Annotated in this window: 21 protein-coding genes; 8 read left to right on the forward strand and 13 right to left on the reverse strand. The window is 70.8% G+C overall.

Annotation, left to right across the window (positions count from 1 at the left end; all coding sequences use genetic code 11):
• Window positions 1-28 precede the first annotated feature (28 nt).
• Window positions 29-814, forward strand: coding sequence for an inositol monophosphatase family protein (locus LV780_RS10545; RefSeq protein ID WP_011909284.1), 786 nt, complete (start codon window positions 29-31; stop codon window positions 812-814).
• 9 nt (window positions 815-823) lie between these two features.
• On the opposite strand, the gene LV780_RS10550 is transcribed toward LV780_RS10545, so the two are convergent.
• Both LV780_RS10550 and putA read right to left on the reverse strand, forming a co-directional pair.
• The gene (locus tag LV780_RS10550; RefSeq protein ID WP_101341289.1) at window positions 824-1,564 is read right to left on the reverse strand and encodes a rhomboid family intramembrane serine protease; all 741 of its coding nucleotides are present in this window, start codon (window positions 1,562-1,564) and stop codon (window positions 824-826) included.
• A 92-nt stretch (window positions 1,565-1,656) separates the two neighbouring features.
• Window positions 1,657-5,100 (reverse strand): bifunctional proline dehydrogenase/L-glutamate gamma-semialdehyde dehydrogenase PutA, encoded by a 3,444-nt coding sequence (putA, locus tag LV780_RS10555; RefSeq protein WP_108220326.1) that lies wholly within the window; start codon window positions 5,098-5,100, stop codon window positions 1,657-1,659.
• Window positions 5,101-5,210: 110 nt separating this feature from the next.
• On the opposite strand from putA, the gene LV780_RS10560 reads away from it, so the two are divergent.
• Window positions 5,211-5,666, forward strand: a complete 456-nt coding sequence (locus LV780_RS10560) for an Lrp/AsnC family transcriptional regulator (RefSeq protein ID WP_011909287.1) — start codon at window positions 5,211-5,213, stop codon at window positions 5,664-5,666.
• 36 nt (window positions 5,667-5,702) lie between these two features.
• Here LV780_RS10560 and LV780_RS10565 read toward each other — a convergent pair whose 3' ends face one another.
• The gene (locus LV780_RS10565; protein ID WP_181318457.1) at window positions 5,703-6,782 is read right to left on the reverse strand and encodes a GGDEF domain-containing protein; all 1,080 of its coding nucleotides are present in this window, start codon (window positions 6,780-6,782) and stop codon (window positions 5,703-5,705) included.
• 137 nt (window positions 6,783-6,919) lie between these two features.
• Window positions 6,920-7,915: a 2-hydroxyacid dehydrogenase gene (locus LV780_RS10570; protein WP_011909289.1), complete on the reverse strand. Its 996-nt coding sequence runs from the start codon at window positions 7,913-7,915 to the stop codon at window positions 6,920-6,922.
• 147 nt (window positions 7,916-8,062) lie between these two features.
• On the opposite strand from LV780_RS10570, the gene LV780_RS10575 reads away from it, so the two are divergent.
• The 3 genes from LV780_RS10575 to LV780_RS10585 are packed head-to-tail and all read left to right on the forward strand — an operon-like array spanning window position 8,063 to window position 10,468.
• Window positions 8,063-8,602: a carbonic anhydrase gene (locus LV780_RS10575; RefSeq protein WP_108220325.1), complete on the forward strand. Its 540-nt coding sequence runs from the start codon at window positions 8,063-8,065 to the stop codon at window positions 8,600-8,602.
• Window positions 8,603-8,659: 57 nt separating this feature from the next.
• Window positions 8,660-9,589, forward strand: a complete 930-nt coding sequence (locus tag LV780_RS10580) for a DUF6635 family protein (protein ID WP_108220324.1) — start codon at window positions 8,660-8,662, stop codon at window positions 9,587-9,589.
• A 27-nt stretch (window positions 9,590-9,616) separates the two neighbouring features.
• A complete protein-coding gene (locus LV780_RS10585) occupies window positions 9,617-10,468 on the forward strand; it encodes a CHAD domain-containing protein (RefSeq protein WP_108220323.1) in 852 nt (283 codons plus the stop codon).
• On the opposite strand, the gene LV780_RS10590 is transcribed toward LV780_RS10585, so the two are convergent.
• The 5 genes from LV780_RS10590 to LV780_RS10610 form a co-directional block, all read right to left on the reverse strand.
• The gene (locus LV780_RS10590; protein ID WP_108220322.1) at window positions 10,465-11,484 is read right to left on the reverse strand and encodes a sensor domain-containing diguanylate cyclase; all 1,020 of its coding nucleotides are present in this window, start codon (window positions 11,482-11,484) and stop codon (window positions 10,465-10,467) included. The two genes, LV780_RS10585 and LV780_RS10590, sit on opposite strands and share 4 nt — an antisense overlap.
• Complete coding sequence (locus LV780_RS10595; RefSeq protein ID WP_011909294.1) at window positions 11,484-12,071, reverse strand: heme NO-binding domain-containing protein; 588 nt, start codon at window positions 12,069-12,071, stop codon at window positions 11,484-11,486. The genes LV780_RS10590 and LV780_RS10595 overlap by 1 nt, the downstream gene beginning before the upstream one ends.
• Window positions 12,072-12,133: 62 nt before the next feature.
• The gene (locus tag LV780_RS10600; RefSeq protein ID WP_108220321.1) at window positions 12,134-13,852 is read right to left on the reverse strand and encodes a DUF4153 domain-containing protein; all 1,719 of its coding nucleotides are present in this window, start codon (window positions 13,850-13,852) and stop codon (window positions 12,134-12,136) included.
• Window positions 13,853-13,955: 103 nt separating this feature from the next.
• Complete coding sequence (locus tag LV780_RS10605) at window positions 13,956-14,651, reverse strand: HAD family hydrolase (protein WP_011909296.1); 696 nt, start codon at window positions 14,649-14,651, stop codon at window positions 13,956-13,958.
• Between the two features lie 58 nt (window positions 14,652-14,709).
• Window positions 14,710-14,988 (reverse strand): DUF3572 domain-containing protein, encoded by a 279-nt coding sequence (locus LV780_RS10610; protein WP_044248246.1) that lies wholly within the window; start codon window positions 14,986-14,988, stop codon window positions 14,710-14,712.
• A 120-nt stretch (window positions 14,989-15,108) separates the two neighbouring features.
• On the opposite strand from LV780_RS10610, the gene LV780_RS10615 reads away from it, so the two are divergent.
• Window positions 15,109-16,494 carry a diguanylate cyclase gene (locus tag LV780_RS10615; protein ID WP_108220320.1) on the forward strand — a complete coding sequence of 462 codons (1,386 nt, stop codon included), beginning with the start codon at window positions 15,109-15,111 and terminating at the stop codon, window positions 16,492-16,494.
• An 81-nt stretch (window positions 16,495-16,575) separates the two neighbouring features.
• Here LV780_RS10615 and LV780_RS10620 read toward each other — a convergent pair whose 3' ends face one another.
• The 4 genes from LV780_RS10620 to LV780_RS10635 form a co-directional block, all read right to left on the reverse strand.
• A complete protein-coding gene (locus LV780_RS10620) occupies window positions 16,576-17,091 on the reverse strand; it encodes a periplasmic heavy metal sensor (RefSeq protein WP_108220319.1) in 516 nt (171 codons plus the stop codon).
• A gap of 3 nt (window positions 17,092-17,094) precedes the next feature.
• Window positions 17,095-17,451, reverse strand: a complete 357-nt coding sequence (locus LV780_RS10625) for a hypothetical protein (RefSeq protein ID WP_011909299.1) — start codon at window positions 17,449-17,451, stop codon at window positions 17,095-17,097.
• Window position 17,452: 1 nt separating this feature from the next.
• Complete coding sequence (locus tag LV780_RS10630; RefSeq protein ID WP_011909300.1) at window positions 17,453-18,046, reverse strand: RNA polymerase sigma factor; 594 nt, start codon at window positions 18,044-18,046, stop codon at window positions 17,453-17,455.
• A gap of 81 nt (window positions 18,047-18,127) precedes the next feature.
• Complete coding sequence (locus LV780_RS10635) at window positions 18,128-18,778, reverse strand: EF-hand domain-containing protein (RefSeq protein WP_233863780.1); 651 nt, start codon at window positions 18,776-18,778, stop codon at window positions 18,128-18,130.
• Window positions 18,779-18,979: 201 nt separating this feature from the next.
• Here LV780_RS10635 and LV780_RS10640 point away from each other — a divergent pair, with 201 nt between their 5' ends.
• Together LV780_RS10640 and LV780_RS10645 are read left to right on the forward strand one after the other, a co-directional pair.
• Entirely contained in the window at window positions 18,980-19,390 is a 411-nt protein-coding gene (locus LV780_RS10640) for a DUF983 domain-containing protein (RefSeq protein ID WP_101341280.1), read from the forward strand.
• Window positions 19,359-20,045, forward strand: a complete 687-nt coding sequence (locus LV780_RS10645; protein ID WP_108220317.1) for an NUDIX hydrolase — start codon at window positions 19,359-19,361, stop codon at window positions 20,043-20,045. The genes LV780_RS10640 and LV780_RS10645 overlap by 32 nt, the downstream gene beginning before the upstream one ends.
• The last annotated feature ends 4 nt before the right edge of the window (window positions 20,046-20,049 follow it).

The following is a 20,049-nucleotide window of genomic DNA, read 5'->3' on the forward strand; positions in this document are numbered from 1 at the left end:
GCGCCCTTGAACGGATGGAGCCGGACGGATGCAAGGCAGCGCGAACCTCAACCTGATGATCAAGGCGGCCCGCAAGGCGGGGCGCTCGCTCGTGAAGGACTTCCGCGAGGTCGAGAACCTTCAGGTCTCCGCCAAGGGGCCCGGCGACTTCGTCTCGAAGGCCGACCGCGAGGCCGAGCGCATCATCCGCGAGGAGCTGATGGGCGGCCGCCCCACCTACGGCTGGCTGGGCGAGGAAACCGGCGAGACGGCCGGACAGGATCCGACCCGCCGCTGGATCGTCGATCCGCTCGACGGGACCACGAACTACCTCCACGGCCTGCCGCACTGGGCGGTCTCGATCGCGCTCGAGCACAAGGGCGAGATCGTGGCGGGCGTCATCTTCGACGCCGCCAAGGACGAGATGTTCTGGGCCGAGAAGGGCGCCGGCGCCTGGATGAACGAAAGCCGCCTGCGCGTCTCGGGCCGGCGCCACATGATCGAGGCGATCTTTGCCACCGGCGTGCCCTTCGGCGGTCGTCCCACCCTGCCCGCGACCCTGCAGGATCTGGCGCGGCTGATGCCCGCCTGCGCGGGCGTGCGGCGCTGGGGCTCGGCCGCGCTCGACCTCGCCTACGTGGCGGCGGGGCGCTACGACGGCTACTGGGAGCGCGGCGTGAGCGCCTGGGACGTGGCGGCGGGCGTGGTGCTCGTGCGCGAGGCCGGTGGCCTGATCTCGGGCATCCGCCAGGACCAGAACCCGATCGACGGCTCGCTGATCTGCGGCAACCAGAACCTGTTCGAGCCCTTCCGCAAGATCATCCGGGGCGAATGAGGCGGCGCCTCATTTCCGCCTGCGCACCAGCGGCACGCGCGATCGCGGCAGCGCCGTCTGGGGATGGGGCGGCAGCCCGTGCGTGCGCCGCCAGAAGGCCGGACCGCCACGGGCGAGCCAGAAGGGCAGCGTGAGCAGGATGCCCGCGCCGAACCCTCCCGCATGGGCCCAGTAGGCGACGCCGCCCTGATCGGTCGGCACCGCCACGCCCGAGATGATCTGGAACAGGAACCACAGCCCGAGCAGCAGGAAGGCGGGCACCGGGATGATGCGGAAGAAGATCACGATGATGATCAGCACATCGACCCTCGCCCGCGGGAAGAGCAGCAGGTAGCCCCCCATCACCCCCGCAATGGCCCCCGAGGCGCCCACCATCGGGATCCACGAAAAGGGATCGGCCAGCACCTGCGCGGCCGCCGCCGCAAGGCCCGAGGCGAGGTAGAAGCCCGCAAAGCGCCCGTGGCCCATCACATCCTCGAGATTGTCCCCGTAGATGTAGAGAAAGAGCATGTTGCCGAGCAGATGCGCCCAGCCGCCGTGCAGGAACATCGAGGTGAAGATCCCCTCGTAACCCGTGCCCTGCAGAAGCTCGGCCGGGACAAGACCCCAGTTGAAGAAGGCCGCCTCGAGCGCCAGCCGTGACGGGGCGCCGTAATGCATCAGCAGGAAGATCAGGACGTTCGCCGCGATCAGCGCGTAGGTGACATAGGGCGTGCGGCCGGAGGGATTGTGGTCGCGGATGGGGAACATGGCGCAGCGTTCCCGATCCGCGGCGCGGCGTCAAGCCGGGATGGGCCGCCCCGACGCCGGGGCTGCGGCGGCAGGACCGACCGGCGCAGCCCTCAGCCCGTGGCCGAGGCGGCCGCGAGCAGTTCGGCATTGCCCCCAGATGCGGTGGTGTCGACGCACAGATGCCGCTCGACGACCACATGGGCGTCGTCCGGCAACCCTCCGATCAACGGCAGGATCGGCCCCGCCCGCCCCGCGAGGGCCAGCGCATGGGGCCGGGCCTCCTCGGCCCCGCCCCAGTGCAGCGCCCCCGAAAAGCCGCCAAGCCGCCCGAGCGCCGTGGCCGGCAGACCCGGCGCCTCGATCGCAAGCCCGCCGAGGGCCCGGACCGCCTCGGCCTGCGCCCGCGCGGCCTCTGCCCCCGGCCCGAGGCACAGGAGCGGCGGGCGGCGAAGGCACGACAGGCGGTTCGACTCGCCCGTGGGCCCCGGCAGGACATGGGTGGAGAGCGACAGGCCCACCTCATCGGCCAGCCGGTCGAGCGCCGCCTGCACCTCGGCCTCGCCCGCCTCGTGATCGGCACCCGCTCCGATCGAGGGCGGTGCGGGCCGGGCACGGAGCCGGGCCAGGTAGGACGGCCCGCCCGCCTTGGGCCCCGTGCCCGACAGACCCTCGCCGCCGAAGGGCTGGCTGCCCACAACCGCGCCGATCTGGTTGCGGTTGACGTAGATGTTGCCGATCCGCAGCCGTCCCACGAGGGTCTGCACCCGGTCGTCGATCCGCGAATGCAGGCCGAAGGTCAGCCCGAATCCGGTGGCCTCGATCTCCTCGATCACCCGGTCGATCCCGGAGGCCCGGAAGGTCGCCACATGCAGGACCGGCCCGAAGATCTCGCGCCCCATCTCGCGGATCGAGGCGACCCGGATGACCGTGGGCCCGACGAAGGTGCCGCCCTCGGGCATCGGCAGTTCCTTGAGCACGCGCCCCTCGGCGCGCGCCGTGGCGATCCAGTCGCGGATGCCGGCCTGCGCCTCGGCGTCGATCACGGGGCCCACGTCGGTCGCAAGATCCCACGGATCGCCCAGCCGAAGCTCGTCCATCGCGCCGAAGAGCATCTCGAGCACGCCCTCGGCCACATCCTCCTGCAGGTAGAGACAGCGCAAGGCAGAGCACCGCTGGCCCGCCGACTGGAAGGCCGAGGCGAGGATGTCGCGCACCGCCTGCTCGGGCAGCGCGGTCGAATCGACGATCATCGCGTTCAGCCCGCCCGTCTCGGCGATGAGCGGCGCGGACGGATCGAGATGCTCCGCCATCGACCGCCGGATCGCCAGCGCCGTCTCGGTCGAGCCGGTGAAGACCACGCCTTTCACCCGCGGATCGCGCGTCAGCGCCGCGCCGACCGTTCCCCCCTCGCCCGGCAGAAGCTGGAGCGCGGTGGTCGGCACGCCCGCCCGGTGCAGAAGCTCGACCGCCAGCGCCGCGATCAGCGGCGTCTGTTCCGCGGGCTTGGCCAGCACCGCGTTGCCCGCCATCAGCGCGGCCGCGATCTGGCCGGTGAAGATCGCAAGCGGGAAGTTCCACGGGCTGATGCAGACAACCGTACCGAGGGGGGCCCCGTCCAGCGCTGCGCCCTCGGCCGCATAGTAGCGCAGGAAATCGACCGCCTCGCGCAGCTCGCCCACCGCATCGGGGAGCGTCTTGCCGGCCTCGCGCGCGAGAAGGGCAAAGATGGGGCCGAACGCCTGTTCGTACAGGTCGGCTGCGCGCTGCAGGACCTCCGCCCGATCTTCCGGGCGCGCCTCCCACGGCACCGCATGGTGCAGCGCCGCCTCGACATCGGGCAGGCTGGCCGGGATGGCGTTGCCCACCCGCGCGCCCGTCGCCGGATTGGCCACCTCGCGCCGCTGGCCGCCGGCGAGCGAGCCCGCAAGCAACGGCCGCGCGTCGAACAGCGCCGTCTGGTGCGGGGCGCGGGCGCTGTCGATCAGCGCGAGATCGGCCTCAGAGGCGAGATCGAAGCCGCGCGAATTGCGCCGCCCCGGAAAGAGATCCGAGCCCGTGCGCAGCACCGGATTCGGCACCGGCGTCATCCCCTCCATCGCGGTCAGCGGACAGGCCGCCACCGCCTCGGGGCGGATGCTCTCATCGACGATCTGGTTGACGAAGCTCGAGTTCGCCCCGTTCTCGAGCAGCCGCCGCACGAGATAGGCCAGCAGATCGCGGTGGGCGCCCACCGGCGCATAGATCCGGCAGCGCGTCCCTTCCTCGGCCAGCACCAGATCGTGCAGCCGCTCCCCCATGCCGTGCAGGCGCTGGAACTCGAACGGGCGGCCCTCGGCCATCTCGAGGATCGCCGCGACCGTGTGGGCATTGTGGGTGGCGAACTGCGGATAGATCCGGTCCGACATCGCGAAGAGCTTGCGGGCCTGCGCGATGTAGCTCACATCCGTCGCCATCTTGCGGGTGAAGACCGGGAAATCCTCCAGCCCCAGCACCTGCGCGCGCTTGACCTCGCCGTCCCAGTAGGCGCCCTTCACCAGCCGCACCATCAGCTTGCGATCGAACCGGACGGCCATCCCGTAAAGCCGGTCCAGCACCTCGCCCGCGCGGCGGCCGTAGGCCTGCACCACCACGCCGAACCCGTCCCAGCCGCCCAGCGACGGCTCGGACAGCGCGGCCTCGATCACCTCGAGCGAGAGGTCCAGCCGCTCGGCCTCTTCCGCGTCGATGTTGAAGCCCAGCCCCGCCGCCCGTGCGAGCCCCGCCAGCGCCGTGACGCGCGGCACCAGCTCGGCCATGACACGGGCGCGCTTGGCGACCTCGTAGCGCGGATGAAGCGCCGAGAGCTTGACCGAGATCCCCGGATTGTCGCGGATGTCGCGGCTGCGGGCGGCCGCGGCAATGGCGGTGATCGCCCGCGAATAGGCCAGATGATAGCGCCGCGCATCGGCTTCGGTCCGCGCGGCCTCGCCCAGCATGTCGTAGCTGTAGCTGTAGCCCCTGCCCTCCAGTTCGGCCGCGCGGTCGAGCGCGTCCTCGATCGTCTCGCCCAGCACGAACTGCCGCCCCATCTGCTTCATCGCGCGCGCCACGGCCGCCCGGATCACCGGCTCGCCCATCCGCTTCATGAGCCCCCGCAGATGCCCGGCCACCCCCGGCTCGCGGTCGTCAAGCACCTTGCCCGTCAGCATCAGCGCCCAGGTCGAGGCATTCACGAGGCTCGAGGCCGATCGCCCGAGATGGCGGTTCCAGTCGGACGGCGCGATCTTGTCCTCGATCAGCGCGTCCATCGTGTCGGCGTCGGGCACCCGCAGCAGCGCCTCGGCCAGACACATGAGCGCGATCCCCTCGTCGGTGGAGAGGCCGTATTCCGCGAGGAACCCCTCCATCAGGCCGGGGCGAGAGCCCTGGCGGATGCGGCGGACGAGCGACGCGCCGCGGGCCACGATGCGGGCACGGGCCTCGGCATCGAGATCGGCCTCGGCGATCAGGCGGGCGACGAGGTCGGCCTCGGTGGGGCGGTCGCTCAGGGGCGGCTGCGGGACGGCGGCGAGCATGGACGGGAACTCCTCTTTCGCCTAGATTATCCTGCAACCGAAAGCCGTTCGTCCTGATTTTCGAAGATGGGCGGCCGGATCGGCTGAATGTAGAATGCAAGGCAGGCCGCATGGCGCTGGAACTCGACCGTTTCGACCGCGCGATCCTTCGGGTTCTGGCCGCCGACGGCCGCGTCAGCGCGACCGAGCTGGCCCGGCGCATCGGGCTGACCAAGTCGCCGACGCAGGCGCGGATGAAGCGGCTCGAAGCCGCGGGCGTCATCACGGGCTACGGCGCGCGGCTCGACCCGATCCGCATGGGCCTCGCGCATGTGGCCTATGTCGAGGTCAAGCTGTCGGACACGCGCGAAACGGCGCTGCAGGCGTTCAACCGTGCCGTGCTCGCGGTGCCGGAGGTCGAGGAGTGCCACATGATCGCCAGCCGCTTCGACTATCTGCTGAAGGTGCGCACCGCCGACATTCAGGACTACCGCCGCGTGCTGGGCGAGAAACTCTCGACGCTGCCCTTCGTCGCCTCCACCTCGACCCATGTGGCGATGGAGTCCGTCAAGGAGGCGCGGGGCTGATCCCGTCATCCGCGAAGCGCGAATGACCGGGGTGGCTCAGGTGCAGGGGCAGAACACGACCCGCGCCCGGCCGTCGCTCTTGGCGCGGTAGAGCGCGCCGTCGGCCGTGCGGCTGGCCACGGGAAGGGCGGCGCTTCCGGGCGGAAGATGGGTCACGCCGATGCTTACCGTGATGTCCACGCGCCGCGCCTCGTCGATCCGGCAGTTCATCGTCAGCATCCGCTGCAGCCGATGCGCCGCGCGCTCGGCCTCCTGCGCATCCACGTCGGGAAGAAGCACCGCGAATTCCTCGCCGCCCAGCCGGATCACGCTGTCCCCGGGCCGCACCGCATTGCGCAGGCGGGTGGCCGCGGCGCGCAGCACGATGTCGCCCGCCTCGTGGCCATGGACATCGTTCACGCGCTTGAAATGGTCAATGTCCACGATCATCAGGCCCGTCCCCCGCGACCCGGCGAGGCCGTCCGCATCGGAAAACCGCCGCTCGAAGCTGCGCCGGTTCAGCACGCCGGTCAGGGCGTCCGTCTGCGTTTCGGCGACCAGCGCCCGCTCACGCTGCGCGGCGGACCGTTCCCGCTGCAGAAGCGTGCCAAAGACAAGCGCCCCCGCCAGATTGAGAAGGACGAGGATCATCCCGATCATCAGGCGGGAATGTTCCGGGTCGACCGGCAGCCACGCCAGCACGACGAGCGGCAGCGAGATCATCGCAGCCAGCAGCACGAGCCCGCCGAGGTCTCCGAGACCGAGCCAGCTCCGCACGGGCGGCCAGAGCGAGCCCATGAGGGCGGCGACGCACATCGAGACGATGGCAATGACCGGCGAGGCGGTGGACACGAACGACATGCGCAGGATGGCGCTCGACACGAGGGCCACCATCGCCCCGAGCGGGCCGAGAAACGCCCCGGCAAAGCCGATGAAGAGCGCCCGGCTGTCCACGATGATGCCGGGAGCCAGCGTCAGCGACTGCATCATCTGCACGCTTGCGCCGAAGCCGAAGGCCAGGCCCAGCAGCACATGCCGCGCGGGCCGCGACCAGCCGAGTCGCTGGACCCCGCCATAGATGAGCGCGATCGCGCCCATCATGGCGAAACTGTTTATCAGATGGAGAGCCAGTGCCACCGGATGCGGTCCATGGATTCTGGCGCATCGGACGCCGATGGCCCTTTTTGCCCCACTTGTCCGACCGCTGCAACCGGCAACCCCGGCGGATCAGCGGGGCGCCGCTGCCGATCCGAGAATCCTGCGGATGCCGCGCCTCAGCGCGGCGCCAGCACGGGATGAAGAACGCGGCCCGTGTCCTCGAAGGCGTTGATGTTGTCGATCGTCGTCCGGGCGATGCCGGTCAGCGCCTCGCGGGTGAAGAAGGCCTGATGGCCGGTGATCAGCACGTTCGGAAAGGTCAGGAGACGCGCAAAGACATCGTCCTGGATGGCCTTCTGCGAGAGATCCTCGAAGAAGAGATCGGCCTCCTCCTCATAGACATCGAGGGCGAGCCCGCCGATCACGCCGCTCTTAAGGCCCCGGATCACCGCGCTTGCATCGACGACGGCGCCGCGGCTCGTGTTCACGATCATCACCCCGCGCTTCATCAGCCCGATGGCGCGGTCGTCGATCAGGTGGTGCGTGTCGGGCGTCAGGGGACATTGCAGGCTGATGATGTCGGCCTCGGCAAAGAGCTGCTCGAGCGGCACATAGGTCACGCCCATGGCCGCGCATTCGTCGGACGGATAGGGGTCGGAGGCGATCACCCGACAGCCGAAGCCGCGCATGATGCCCGCGAAGGTGCGCCCGATGAGACCCGTCCCCACGACGCCCACCGTCTTTCCGCACAGGTCGAACCCCAGCAGCCCCTCGAGCGCGAAATTGCCCTCGCGCACACGGTTGAAGGCGCGGTGCGTGTTGCGGTTCAGCGTCAGGATCAGCGCGACCGCATGTTCGGCCACCGCATGGGGCGAATAGGCCGGCACCCGCCCGACCGTCAGGCCCGCAGCCTCGGCCGCCACCAGATCCACATGGTTGAAGCCGGCCGAGCGCAACGCGATCAGCCGCGTCCCCGCCGCGGCAAGCTCGGTGACGACGGGCGCCGTCACCTGATCGTTCACGAAGGCGCAGATGCACTCGGCCCCGCCCGCAAAGCGCACCGTCTCTTCGGACAGGCGCGCCTCGATGAAGGCCAGCCGGTGACGGTCCTCGTTCGCGGCGGTCAGGAACTGGCGGTCATAGGGCTTGGCGCTGAAGATGGCGACGTCCAAGGCAGGCTCCTTCTTGTCATTTTGCAAAGGCTAATGCGATGCCGCAGGGGGGCGTCAACCCAAAGCTTGCCCGCCGCACCGGATCGTGCATAGCGAGAGGCACAGGATGCGGCCGCAGGGCCGTCGGGATCGTAAAGGTGGCAAACGATGTGTGAAGGATGTTCGACCAAGGCCCGCGACGGCGCGATCGCGCGGCGGCAGTTCATGCGGCTCGCGGCGGCCGGAGCCGGCGCCGGTCTGCTCGCCGGCACGCCCGCAGCAGCCTCGGGCAAGGCCCGGGCGCTGATGCTCTCGTGCATGGATTACCGGCTGGTGGACGATTTCGTGCGCTTCATGGAGGACAAGGGCCTGCATGACGCCTATGACCACGTCACCCTGGCCGGCGCGTCGCTCGGCGCGATCAGCGACCGCTTCGCCGCCTGGCGCTCGACCTTCTGGTCGCATCTCGACGTGGCGATCCAACTCCACCACATCGAGGAGGTCATCGTCCTCGATCACCGCGACTGCGGCGCCTACAAGCTCGCGCTCGGCGAAGAGGCGGTGGACACGCCCGACAAGGAGACGCTGGTCCACACCGAGATGATGCGCACCTTTGCGCTTGCCGTGAAGCAGCGCCATCCCGAACTGGCCGTGCGCGGCTGGCTCATGGCGCTGGATGGCACCAGTGAGGAAGTGCGGCTCGCCTGACGCTTGCGGCGTCAGGGCGCGCCTCCCATCTCTCCCACTCGGGAAGGAGAGCCGGAGATGGATGCCGAGACAGAGGCTGCGCTGATCGGGGCGGGGCGCAGCTACTTCCGCCGCCGCCGCGACAAGGTGCCGGGCTTTGTCCGCCGCAACTTCGGGCTCGTCGGCACGTTGGGGCTGCATCGCCACGCCCTCGGCTGGGACATCCTGAAGGCGCCGCTGAATGTGGCGCTGTCTCCGCTGTTCATCGCGACGCGGTTGGGCGCGCTGGCGGCCGATGCCGTTCGTGCGCGCGGGGTGGCGTGCTGGCTCCGCGCCCGGCGCATCCTGCTGCCCACCGCCGTCGCCCGCGAGACCGAGCGCCGGATCGTCGTGGACCTGCTGGAACTGCCGTGCGGCCGCGCCTCGTCACGCGATGCGCTGGCCGAGGCGCTGCTGGCCGAACCTGCGCTGCGCCCGTTGATCCGGCAGCGGCTCGAGGCGGGGGTCGAGACGCGGGTGGCGGCGCGGCTCGGCGACTACACCGGCACCCGGTCGGCCGTGGCCGAGATGACAACGGCCGTCAGCACCCTGGGCGCCGGGGCGCTTGCCTTCAAGACGCTGACCCCGGGCGTCCTCTCGCTTGCGCCCACGCTTTCGGCGATCCTGGCCCATCAGGCGGCGCTGGCCGCGTTCCCACTGGGCGGCATGCTGGGGTCGGTCTGGCTCGGGCTCTTTCCGGCGGTGGCCTCGCCGCTTCAGACCGTCGCGGTGGTGGTCGCCCTCATGCTGGCGGGCTCGGTGTTCGCGGCCTTCGCCGGCGTCCTGGCCGATCCGGTCCAGAGCTGGCTCGGCATCCACCAGCGGCGCCTGAACCGGCTGATCGACGCGCTCGAGGACGAGTTCACCGGCTCGGGCCGTCGCGGATTTGTCGCACGCGAGCATTATCTTGCCCGGGTGATGGATCTGGCCGACGCCGGGATGGCGACGCTGCGGATCTTCCGGGGCTGAGGGTCGGTGGTGCAAGAGGAGGAACGGATGGCGCGCGACATGGAAGAGAAAGAGGCCGCTTGCGGGACGGCCGAGGCCATGCTGCGCCAGGTCGCCGAGGAGTGCTGCTCGGCCTTTGACGCCCATCTTGCCCGGATGATGGAGACGGACGACCCCGAGGGCCCGCACAAGGCGCGCGTGGCCCTGCGGCGGCTGCGAACGGCCCTGATGGCCTTCGATCCGATCCTCGCTCCGAAGTTCGCGCGGAAGTCCGGCCGACGGGCGCGCGACCTGTTTCGCATCATCGGCGATCTGCGGGATGCCGATGTGCGGGACGACCATCGGGGCAAGGAGTCCGAGCGGACGGACCGTATCCGGCAGAAGGTGCGCAAGCGGCTGAAGAAGCGCAAGGCGGTCTGTTTCACGCCGAAGCTCGGCAAGACGCTCGCGGGGAAGGGCTGGACGCGTGGCGGCCGCCGCGCGCAGGTGCTGGCCGAGGCGCCGGCCGCGCTGATCGGCGGTCGTGCCCTGGGCGATGCCTGGGCCACCTGCCTGTCGCACGGCATCGACCTCGAGGCGATGCCGGATGAGGCGCGCCACGAGTTGCGCAAGGATCTCAAGACGATGCGCTACACGGCCGAGTTCTTCAGCCCGGTCTGGCCGGGAGAGCCCCAGGAAACCTTCCTCGATCGGATGAAGGATCTGCAGGACGAGCTGGGCCATCTGAACGATCTTGCGATGCTCGGCGGGGCGGAGGCAGGCGAAGGCGGGGACAGCCGATCGCTGCGCAAGGCGGGGCGGATCTGGGCCGAGCTTGCCGCCATGCCGGTCTGGTGGAGCGAGGGCGCGGGCCGGCCTGCAACGGACGAGGCGGCACAAGCCTCAGGCGCGCACGGCTAGGGGCCGGGCTGCGCGCCGGCCGGCCGCCGGCCTCCGACCTGTCGCATGACCGCCACCCCCCTGCCCGCCCGCTTGGCCGCATAAAGCGCGGCGTCGGCATCGGCGAGGATCCGGGCCGGTTCCGGCGGATCATGGAGCACCGAGAGCGTCATGCCGATGCTGGCCGCGACGCGGCAGGGGCGGCCCTCGAACAGGATCGGCTTGTCCACCTCGGCGATCATCCGGCGCGCAACCTTCCTCAGACGCTCGGCATCCGCGACACCGGGGAAGATCATCATGAACTCGTCGCCGCCGATCCGCGCCACCGTATCGCCCGAGCGCGTCTCGCGCGCGAGCACCTGCGCCACGCTTCGCAGCACATGATCGCCCGCGGCGTGGCCGAAGCTGTCATTCACCTCCTTGAAGAAATCGAGGTCGAGATGCATCAGCCCGAAGGGCTGGCGCGTCAGGATCGCCGCCTCGAGCGCCTGATCGAGAGCGCGTCGGTTGCGCAGGCCGGTCAACTCGTCCGTCAGCGCCTCTTCCTCGGCGGCGCGGCGCGCCTGTTCGAGCCGACGGTTCAGGCGGTGGAGTTCCTCGGTGACGGCGGTCTTGGCCTCGACCAGATAGAGCAGTTCCACCGTCAGGTCGGTAGCCGCGAAATCGCCGTTCGTCAGCCCGTGACGGCGCACGGCCTCGAGCACCGAGATCCCGAAGGAGAGGTTCAGCAGCAGGCCGCGCCCGTCGTGCAGCGGCGTGACCACGCCGCGCAGGCACACGCCGCTGCCGTTGCGGGCCGCCAGATGCAGCCGCGTGCCGGACCGGGCAGAGAGGGCGGACGTGGTCTCGATGCCCGCGGGTCGGCACACCTCGAAGAGATGGAAGAAGGGCCGGCCCAGCGGAGGCTCGGGGAACAGCTTGCGCAACGTCGGCCCGCAGCCCGAGATGGCACCCGACGGATCGAGCCGCAGATGCATGGGCATCAGCAGGTCCAGCCCGCCCGCGCCAATGCCGATCCCGGTCGCCGCGGCCCCCATCAGCCCAGACGCTCCGCCAGATCGAACGGCCGGCCCGCGGCGAAGGCCGCATCGAGAAGCGCGATCGACACGACCTCGCCCTCGGCGCTCTGGCCGCGATGTTCGAGCAGCACCAGAACGCCGTAATCGTCGGCCATCGCCCGCAGCAGGCCCAGCATCACATGCCCCATTCCCGCGATCGGCGAGGCACAGACCAGACGGAACCGATGCGGCCCCGTGGCGGTCAGCCGCAGGTCGGGCAGTTCCAGCTCGGGCAGTGCGAGGCGGGCACGGTCGGGCAGATCGTCGAGCGAATGCAGGAAATCGGCAAAGGTCACGCCCCCGAAGCGCAGCAGGCGGCGCAGCCGCTCGGTCGTGGGATGCGAGACGAGATAGGTCCCCACATCCTCGAGCAGCGCCTCGCGCGGGCGGTCGAGCCGGGAGGCGGCGGACAGGATCACGGCCTCTGTCTGCGAGAGGTCATAGATCAGCATCGGCTCGAAGCTGCCGAAGCCGAGCCGCGCGCCATGCGCCACCTCGGCCCAGAGCGCGGGGCTGTAGGTGTCGCGCAGAAAGCACTCGAGCGCCCTGTTCACCAAGCCATGCATGGACCGCACCCCCTTGTCGGCAGGAAGCCTAGCGTCGCGCCGTTAACAAATGGCGAAGGGGCTCAGGGGACCAGGATCACCGAGGTGTCGCCGAGCCTCAGCCGGTTCACGGGCGCGGGCGCGATGTCGGGCGCGCCGTCGAGCTGCGCCGCGATCAGCTCGGCCGCCTCGCCCCAGTCGCCCCGGCCGATGGAATGGACCGACAGCGCCTCAAGCAGCCCGTCGCGCAGAGAGAAGGCCGCCATGTCGAGACCGCCGCGCCGGAGCATCAGCACCAGCGCCTCGTCGCCGGGCTGCTCGGCCAGGAAGTCGCCCACCACCATCACGCAGCCCGGCCGGCCATCCGGCAGGCTCTGGCGGCAGGCGTCGCGCCAGAGCCTCCGCTCGGCCGGAGCCAGCCGCGCCACGATGGCCTCGCGCATCTCCTCCTTGCCCGAGGGCCGGACCTCCATCAGGTTGGCAATCTCGACCGAGAGATCCTCGGCCGCCCTCTCCCGCCCCGGCACGGCCGGATGGATGAGCCGGTCGGCCAGCGCCTCCTGACCCGGCTCGGACGCCTTGCGCTGCAGGGCCTCGAGGGCCGAGGCCCCCTCGTGGCCCCAGCGGCCGATGGTGTAGGGATCAAGATCGGCCAGCCCGGTCCGGCCGTCGAGAACCCGCGCCAGCTGGTCGCGGGCCGAGATGCGGGTCGCGTCGAGCAGGGGCGACTGCCAGGCCGCGGCCGCCGCCAGCAGCGCCAGCGCCATGATCATGTTGCCTGAGCGTATCCGCTCCATCCAGCGGCGGCCCGACAGGACGGACCCGGCGTAGATCACCCCGTAGGCCAGCGCGACGAGGGCCGCCACCGCCCCGGCCAGCCGCTCGGGCGTCCAGCCGAACTGGTCCACCCGCTGCCAGAGGGCCCAGCCGGCCAGCACCGCCGGCACCGGCAGGATCAGCGCCAGCGCCTGGGTCGCCCGGCGCATGAAGGCGCCCTGCACGGCCTCGGCGTCGCTCTGGTCCACGGCCGTCGTCACCAGAAGCGCCGCCGTCGCCGCCATGACGATCAGCGTCTGCGCGACGGGCACGCTGCCGATGATCGTGTCGAAGCCGCGCGCGGGCAGGCCCAGGATGAAGAGGACCATCACCAGCAGCACCGGCGGCAGCACCAGCCGCAACAGCTTGAGCACCAGCGCGGGCGAGATCAGGTCGGCGAACTCCATCACCACGGCCAGGGCCACGCCCAGCGACAGGCCGGTGATGAGCCAGGGCCCCACCTCGGAATGGGTGATCTTCCCGATCAGGTTCACGCCGACCAGTTCGAGCAGCGCATCCGACAGCAGGATCAGCACCCAGACGAGCCCGGTGAACAGCCAGGCCGCCGCCATGCGGACCACGATGGTCCAGGCGGCGGTGAAGAGCGTGGGATAGTCGCGCCAGTGGCCGCTGGCCTGCGCGACGAGGAAGGGCAAGGGGACCAGCGCCAGGACCAGCACCGGCAGGACGCTGCCGCCCGTGTCGAACATGGCGCTGGTCCCGTCGAAGCGCAGGCTCGTCAGCAGAAGGAAGAAGGTCACGACCGCCGCGACGGCCCCTGCCCCCAACGCCGCGCGCCGCACGGGCAGCGGGCCGGTCAGGCTCAGCCAGCCGCCGAAGAAGACGGCGGCAAAGCCGGTCGCCGCCAGCGCCAGCCGCTCGGGCACGAGGTTCTGTTGCGAGACCTCGAGCAGCAGATGCAGGCAGAGGCCCGCAAGCCCGCCCATCGCCGCCATCATCAGCCGCTGCCGCATGTTCCGATCCATCGCCTTCCGCCGCTCCGGCGCGCCTGCCGCGCGAGCGCGACGCTAACCCGATCGGGCGCGGGCTTCCAGATGCCCGGCGGCCGTCCGCTCAGGCGCGGGCGGTTCAGGCGGCGGCGAGGCCGTCGATCCAGTCGGCAAGGCCGCCGATGTCGGGCAGGATCACATCGGCATGTTCCGACAGCTCTTCGGCCACCGCGATTCCGGTCAGGACCGCCACCGTCCTCATGCCGGCCGCCCGCCCGGCCAGCAGGTCATGCGCGGAGTCCCCCACCATCACGACATTGCCCGGCGCGATGCCCACGCGGTCGGCGAAGGCCAGCAGCATTCCCGGCTCGGGCTTGCCGCCATGGCCCGAATCCGCGCCCGCGATGAAGTCGAAAAGCTCGGTCAGCCCGTGCCGGCCAAGGTGGGCCCGCGCAGGAGCCTCGGAATCGTTGGTGGCCAGGCCGATCTTCAGCCCGCGCGCCCGCAAGGCGGCCAGCAGCGGCGCCAGCGGCACCGCCTCGGACATCTCTGCCCCGGCCGCGAGCAGGTTCATCCGTGTCACCAGCGCGCGCTTGTCCCAGCCCGGCAGCAGCGGCAAAAGCCGGTCGGCGATCTCGTCGGCGGTCGAGGCGATCACCGGGCTCCAGGGGGCGAAGGCGCCCGTCTCCATGTCGTATCCGATCGCCTCCGCGAGCCCGCGCGCCTGGCCCTCGTCCGCGGCGATCTCGCGCAGCAGATGAGCGGACCATGCCCCCCAGCTCCGGCGGAAGTCGAACAGGGTGCCGTCCTTGTCGAAGATGATGCCGTGGATCATGTCGCGTCCTCCCTACGCGCGGAAACAGTGCGCAAGCTGCAAAACCTTTGCAACGGGATCATGTCCAATGATGGGCCCTACCGCCCGGCAGTGCGGCGCGTGCGCGCATCGGCGCCTCATAATCGTGCCCATGCGCGTCGCAAAAGCTCATGACGCGGGCATCTTCCGCCATGAGGAAGTCGAGCACGCCGATCAGGAAGGCCGGCTTTCCGGCGTCGCGGCGGACATCCTCGATCGTGGCGCCGCTCATGTGGAGGAAGGCGTCGAGCAACCCCTCCTGGGCCGCGATCCAGCCGAGGGCCTCCAGCGCCAGCGTCTCGGCGATTTGTTGCCGCATGATGATCCCCCGTGTCATTCTGCGCGCCCCGGTCAAAGCACATCCACGGTAGATCCGAAAGGAAGTTTTAACCGTTTCCGCCCCAATCTGTGGGCCTGGCGAGGCAGGAATACAAACGTAATGGGCGGGAAGGTTCTTATTACGGACAATGTTGCGACGAACCGCATCGTCCTCAAGGTCAAGCTGGCGGCGGCGTGCTACCGTCCGCTTCTGGCGGGCGACGGGGCCTCGTGCCTGACGTTGGCGCGGGCGGAGATCCCCGACCTCATCCTTCTCGACTGCAGCCTGCCGGACCTGGACGGGATCGAGGTGCTGCGCCGGCTGCGCAGGGACCCGGTCACCCGCGACATCCCGGTGATCATGATCTCGGCCTCGCGCGATGCCGGGATCCGGCTCGAGGCGCTGGCCGAGGGGGCGGACGATTACATGGCCAAGCCGGTGGACGATCTGGTGCTGATGGCGCGGCTGCGGCGGCTGATGCGGCTGCGCGACACGCCCGGAGAGGGGGCGATCCGCGGCGCGGCGCTCCGGGCGCTCGGCCTTGCCGAGCAGGCGGAGGCCTTCGAGGGACCGGGGTTGATCGCGCTGGTCGCCGGCCGGACCGAGCTTGCGATGCGCTGGCGGAAGGAGCTGCAGGCGCTGATGCCGGACCGCCTCTTGGTCCAGAGCCGCGAGGAGGCGCTGGCCGAGGGCGGCACCACCCCCGACATCTTCCTGATCGATGCCGACCTCGACGGCCCCGGGGGCGGGCTGCGGCTCATGTCCGACCTGCGGAGCCGGGCGGGGACGCGGCACGCGGCCGTCTGCATCGTCCGGGGCGAGGTGGCGGGCGAAGGCGCCGCGATGGCCTACGACCTCGGCGCGAACGACCTGCTGCCGGCGACCTTCGACCCGCGCGAGGCCCGGCTCCGGCTGAGGAACCTCCTGCGCCGCAAGCGCCGGGCCGACGCCACGCGGGCCACCCTGCAGAACGGGCTGCGCCTTGCGGTCGTCGATCCGCTGACGGGGCTCTACAACCGCCGCTACGCCGGCGCGCATCTCGCGGCCGTGGCCGAAAGGGCGCAGGCGGCCGGCGAGCGGTTCGCGGTGATGGTGATCGATCTTGACCGCTTCAAGTCGGTGAACGACCGCTGGGGCCACGGGGCGGGTGACGCCGTGCTGGTCGAGGTGGCGCGGCGGCTTCACGCCAACCTCCGCCCCGGCGACCTGATCGCCCGGATCGGCGGCGAGGAGTTTCTGGTGGCTCTGCCCGACGTCCGGCGTCCCGACGAGGCCCGCGCGGTGGCCGAACGGCTGCGCGAGGCCATCGAGGAACAGCCCGTGAGCCTCCCCTGCGGCGGCAGCCTGCGGGTGACGATCTCGGTCGGTCTCGCCTTCTCGCTGGATGACGGGGGGCGCCGGGTCGAGACGGTGGATCAAGTGGTCAACCGCGCCGACAGCGCGCTTCTGATCGCGAAATCGGGCGGGCGGAACCAGGTCACGATCGAGCGAAGCGCCGTGGCCTGATCCTTCGGCCGAACCAGGAGTCGCGCTGGCGCCGTCGCGGCGGCTCCCGTGGGATGCCGCAGTGCGACAGAAGCGCGGGGATCAGTCGCGCCCGCGCGCCTCGTGGCGCTCGCCGTGATGGCCCTTGCGGGTCAGGCTCGCCTCGAGCCGGGTGGCGAAGGCGCGACGCTCGGCCGGGGTCATGGCCTCGATCCGGCTTGCCAGAAGCCGCGAGCCCAGCGCCGCGGCCTCGGCCCCGCGCCGCTGCTGCCGGTCGAGGACGGCCTGCAGGGCGACGGGATCGAAGGGCTCGGCCCGCAGGGTCGCCAGCATCGTGCGGAAATCCTCGCGCATCTCGCGGCGCACCTGGCGGAAGTCGCCCCGCTGGTCGAGGAAGGCTTGCCGCATCTCCCTGCGATCCTCGGGCGCCAGCGCCTCGGAGAAGGGGCCAAAACCCAGGTCGCGCACCGGGCCCCGCATCCCGCCCTCGGAATGCACGCGCCAGAACGATCCTCCCGCGACCCCGACGATGGCCAGGTTGACAGCAAGGGAAACGGCCAGCGCGATCCTCATCCAGAGCGGCGAGCGCGGCGTGGGCTTGGGTGTCATCTCGGTCATGTCTCAGCCTTCCACCGGCGCGTCGAGGCTTGCAAAGAGTTCGTAACCGGGCGCGAGGTCCATCGTTTCCAGCGGGTCGCCCGAGGTGCCCGGCCAGAGCACCTCGGCAACAGGCGGCTGGGCGATGCCGATCCAGACCCCGACCAGCGTTGCGGTCGCGAGGCCGGCAAAGAGCCCTCCGCCGCCGAAGAGCGCGAACCGGGCGCCTGCCGTCCGCCGCGGCACGGACCGGACCGGCGCCGGTTGCACCGGCATCTCGGCAGCCGCATCCGCAAGGATCCGCATCATCAGATCGGCGGAGGGCGCGGGAGACTCTCGCCGCGCCTCGGCAAAAAGATCGTCCAGATCGCTGTCGCGCATCTCAGCCTTCTCCATAACCCAGTTCGGCCCGCTGCCCCGCGAGCAGCGCCGCCAGAGCCCGCTTGCCCCGCGCGGTCAGGCTCTCGACCGCCTCGACCCCGACCTGCATCACCTCGGCGATCTCGGGATTCGAGAGCCCCTCGAGGTGGCGCAGCACCACCGCCTGCCGCTGGCGTTCGGGCAGCGCCGCCAGCGCCGCGTCGAGCGCCCGCATCCGATCGCCCTCGATCATGGCCGCCTCGACACCCGGAGCGGCGTCGCACGGCTCGGGTGCATCATCGAGGGTCGTCGAGGCCCGCCGGCGACGGCCGCGCAGCCGGTCGGTGCAGAGGTTGCACACCACCCGGTAGAGCCAGGTCGAGACCCGCGCCTCGCCCTGCCGCCAGTCGGGCGCGACGCGCCAGAGCCGGAGCATCGCCTCCTGCGTCACATCCTCGGCCTCGGCCCGGTCCGACAGCATCCGCGTGGCCACGGCCAGCACCCGAGGAGCCAGCCGCAGCGTCAGCGCCCGCGCCGCCGCCGGGTCACCGTTGGCGTAGAGCACGAGCAACGCCTCGTCAGAGACGTCGGAAAGGGCGTCGAACGGCATTTCCATCCTGTTCCCGGACTAGCGCAACCGTGCCGAACCTGCAATTTCCCGCCCGGCGACACACGGCGCCGGGCGGGAGACACCGTCTCAGCGGTCGAAGAACCGCGGGCCGTGGTGGCCGTGGTGGCCGCGGCCGCGGGACTTCCCGGCGGCCTGCGCCTCTTCCCGGGTCAGCGTGCCGTCGCCATCCGCATCCAGACGGTCGAAGAACATCAGCGGACCGGGCCCGGCGGCCAGTTCCGAAACCGAGAGCATCCCGTCGCCGTTCGCGTCGAACCGCTCGATCATGCGCCGGGTCTTGGCCTCGATCCGCGGCATCATCCGTGCGGCATGCAGCGCGGTCAGCTCTTCGGCCGAAAGCAGGCCGTCGCCGTTCGCATCGGCATTCTCCACGCGCGCCGCGCGGGCCGCTTCCAGTTCGGCCCGTGTCACCGTGCCGTTGCCATCCGTGTCGAGGGCCTCGAAGTCCATCATCGGGCCACGCGGGCCAAAGCCGCCCCGGCCGCGGTCAGCGCCCGCGCCGGGTCCCATACCCATGCCCGCCGCGGGGCAGTCGGCGCCCTGCGCGCAAGGGCCGGGCCCCATTCCCTGCCCCTGGCCCATCTGGCCCATCTGGCCCATCCCCTGACCCTGTCCGGCCCCCGGGCCCATCCCCTGACCCTGCTGGGCGATCGCGCCCCCCGCAGACAGGACAAGGGCCGTGAGGGCTGCAGCCTTCAGCATGGTGGAACGAGTCATCTCTGTATCTCCTTGCGTCGCGACAGCCGCTGCTGCCTGTTTGCGCATCTCATACGCCCCCCGGCCGGGGTTCCGTCGCGGCTTGGCCGAAAATCGCAATAGATGAATCCGAAACACATGGATTAAGATCCGCGCCATATCGGAACAGGGCGCTGCCTCGCACGTTCGGCATCCGGAGAGTGCTTGCGAGTCGGAGGCAGCATGCGGGACGGTTCACTGGATTTCGAAGCCGAGGACGAAGAGCGGCTTCTCGGTCCCGCGCTCTGGCGCGGGTGGAACCGGGTCTGCCCCCGCTGCGGCTCGGGTCCGATGATGCGTGGCTATCTGACGGTGCGCGACAACTGTCCGGTCTGCGGCGAGAGCCTCCATCACCACCGCGCCGACGACGGGCCGGCCTATCTCACCATCCTCATTGTCGGCCACCTGATGGCGCCGGTCATCCTGTGGGCCTTCGTCGAGTTCCGCCCCGATCCGGCCATGCTGGCCACCATCTTCGGGATCGGCACGGTCGCCCTCTCGCTCTTCTTGCTGCCCCGCCTCAAAGGCGCCATGGTGGGCCTGCAATGGGCGAAGAGGATGCATGGATTTGGCAGCAGAACCGGCAGCGGATGACAAGACGCGGATCAGGCCCGCGGCCACGGTCATCCTGTTGCGCGACGGGGCGTCGGGGCCGCAGGTCCTGATGGGAATGCGCGGCGCGGCCGCGGCCTTCATGCCGTCGAAGTTCGTCTTTCCGGGCGGTGCCGTGGATGCGGTGGACGCCGACGTGCCGTTGGCGGCCCTGCCGGCCCCCGACTGCCTGCGCCGGCTGGGCCAGGACGCGCCGGGCGCCTCGGCCCTGGCGGCCGCCGCGATCCGCGAGCTGTGGGAAGAGACCGGCCTGCCGCTCGGCCTGCCCGGCCGCTGGGAGGCCCCGCAGGGCTGGCGCGGTTTCGCGGCCCGCGGGCTTGTGCCGGATGGCTCGGCGCTGCGCTTCGTCTTCCGCGCCATCACGCCGCCCGGCCGCCCGCGCCGGTTCGACGCGCGCTTCTTCCTGGCCGATGCCGCGCGCCTGGCCGGCGATCCCGAGGATTTCTCGGCCGCCTGCGACGAGCTTTCGCATCTTCAGTGGCTGCCTCTCGAACAGGCGCGGCGGCTGGATCTGCCCTTCATCACCGAAGTGGTGCTGGCCGAAGTCTCTGCCCTGCTGGCGAACGGCGAGGGCTCGGCCGGCGTGCCCTTCTTCGACAATTCCGGGCCGGTTCCGACCTTCCGCCGGCTGGTGTGAGCCC

It is taken from the genome of Cereibacter azotoformans (genome assembly GCF_021391315.1).
Classification (GTDB): Bacteria; Pseudomonadota; Alphaproteobacteria; order Rhodobacterales; family Rhodobacteraceae; genus Cereibacter_A; species Cereibacter_A azotoformans.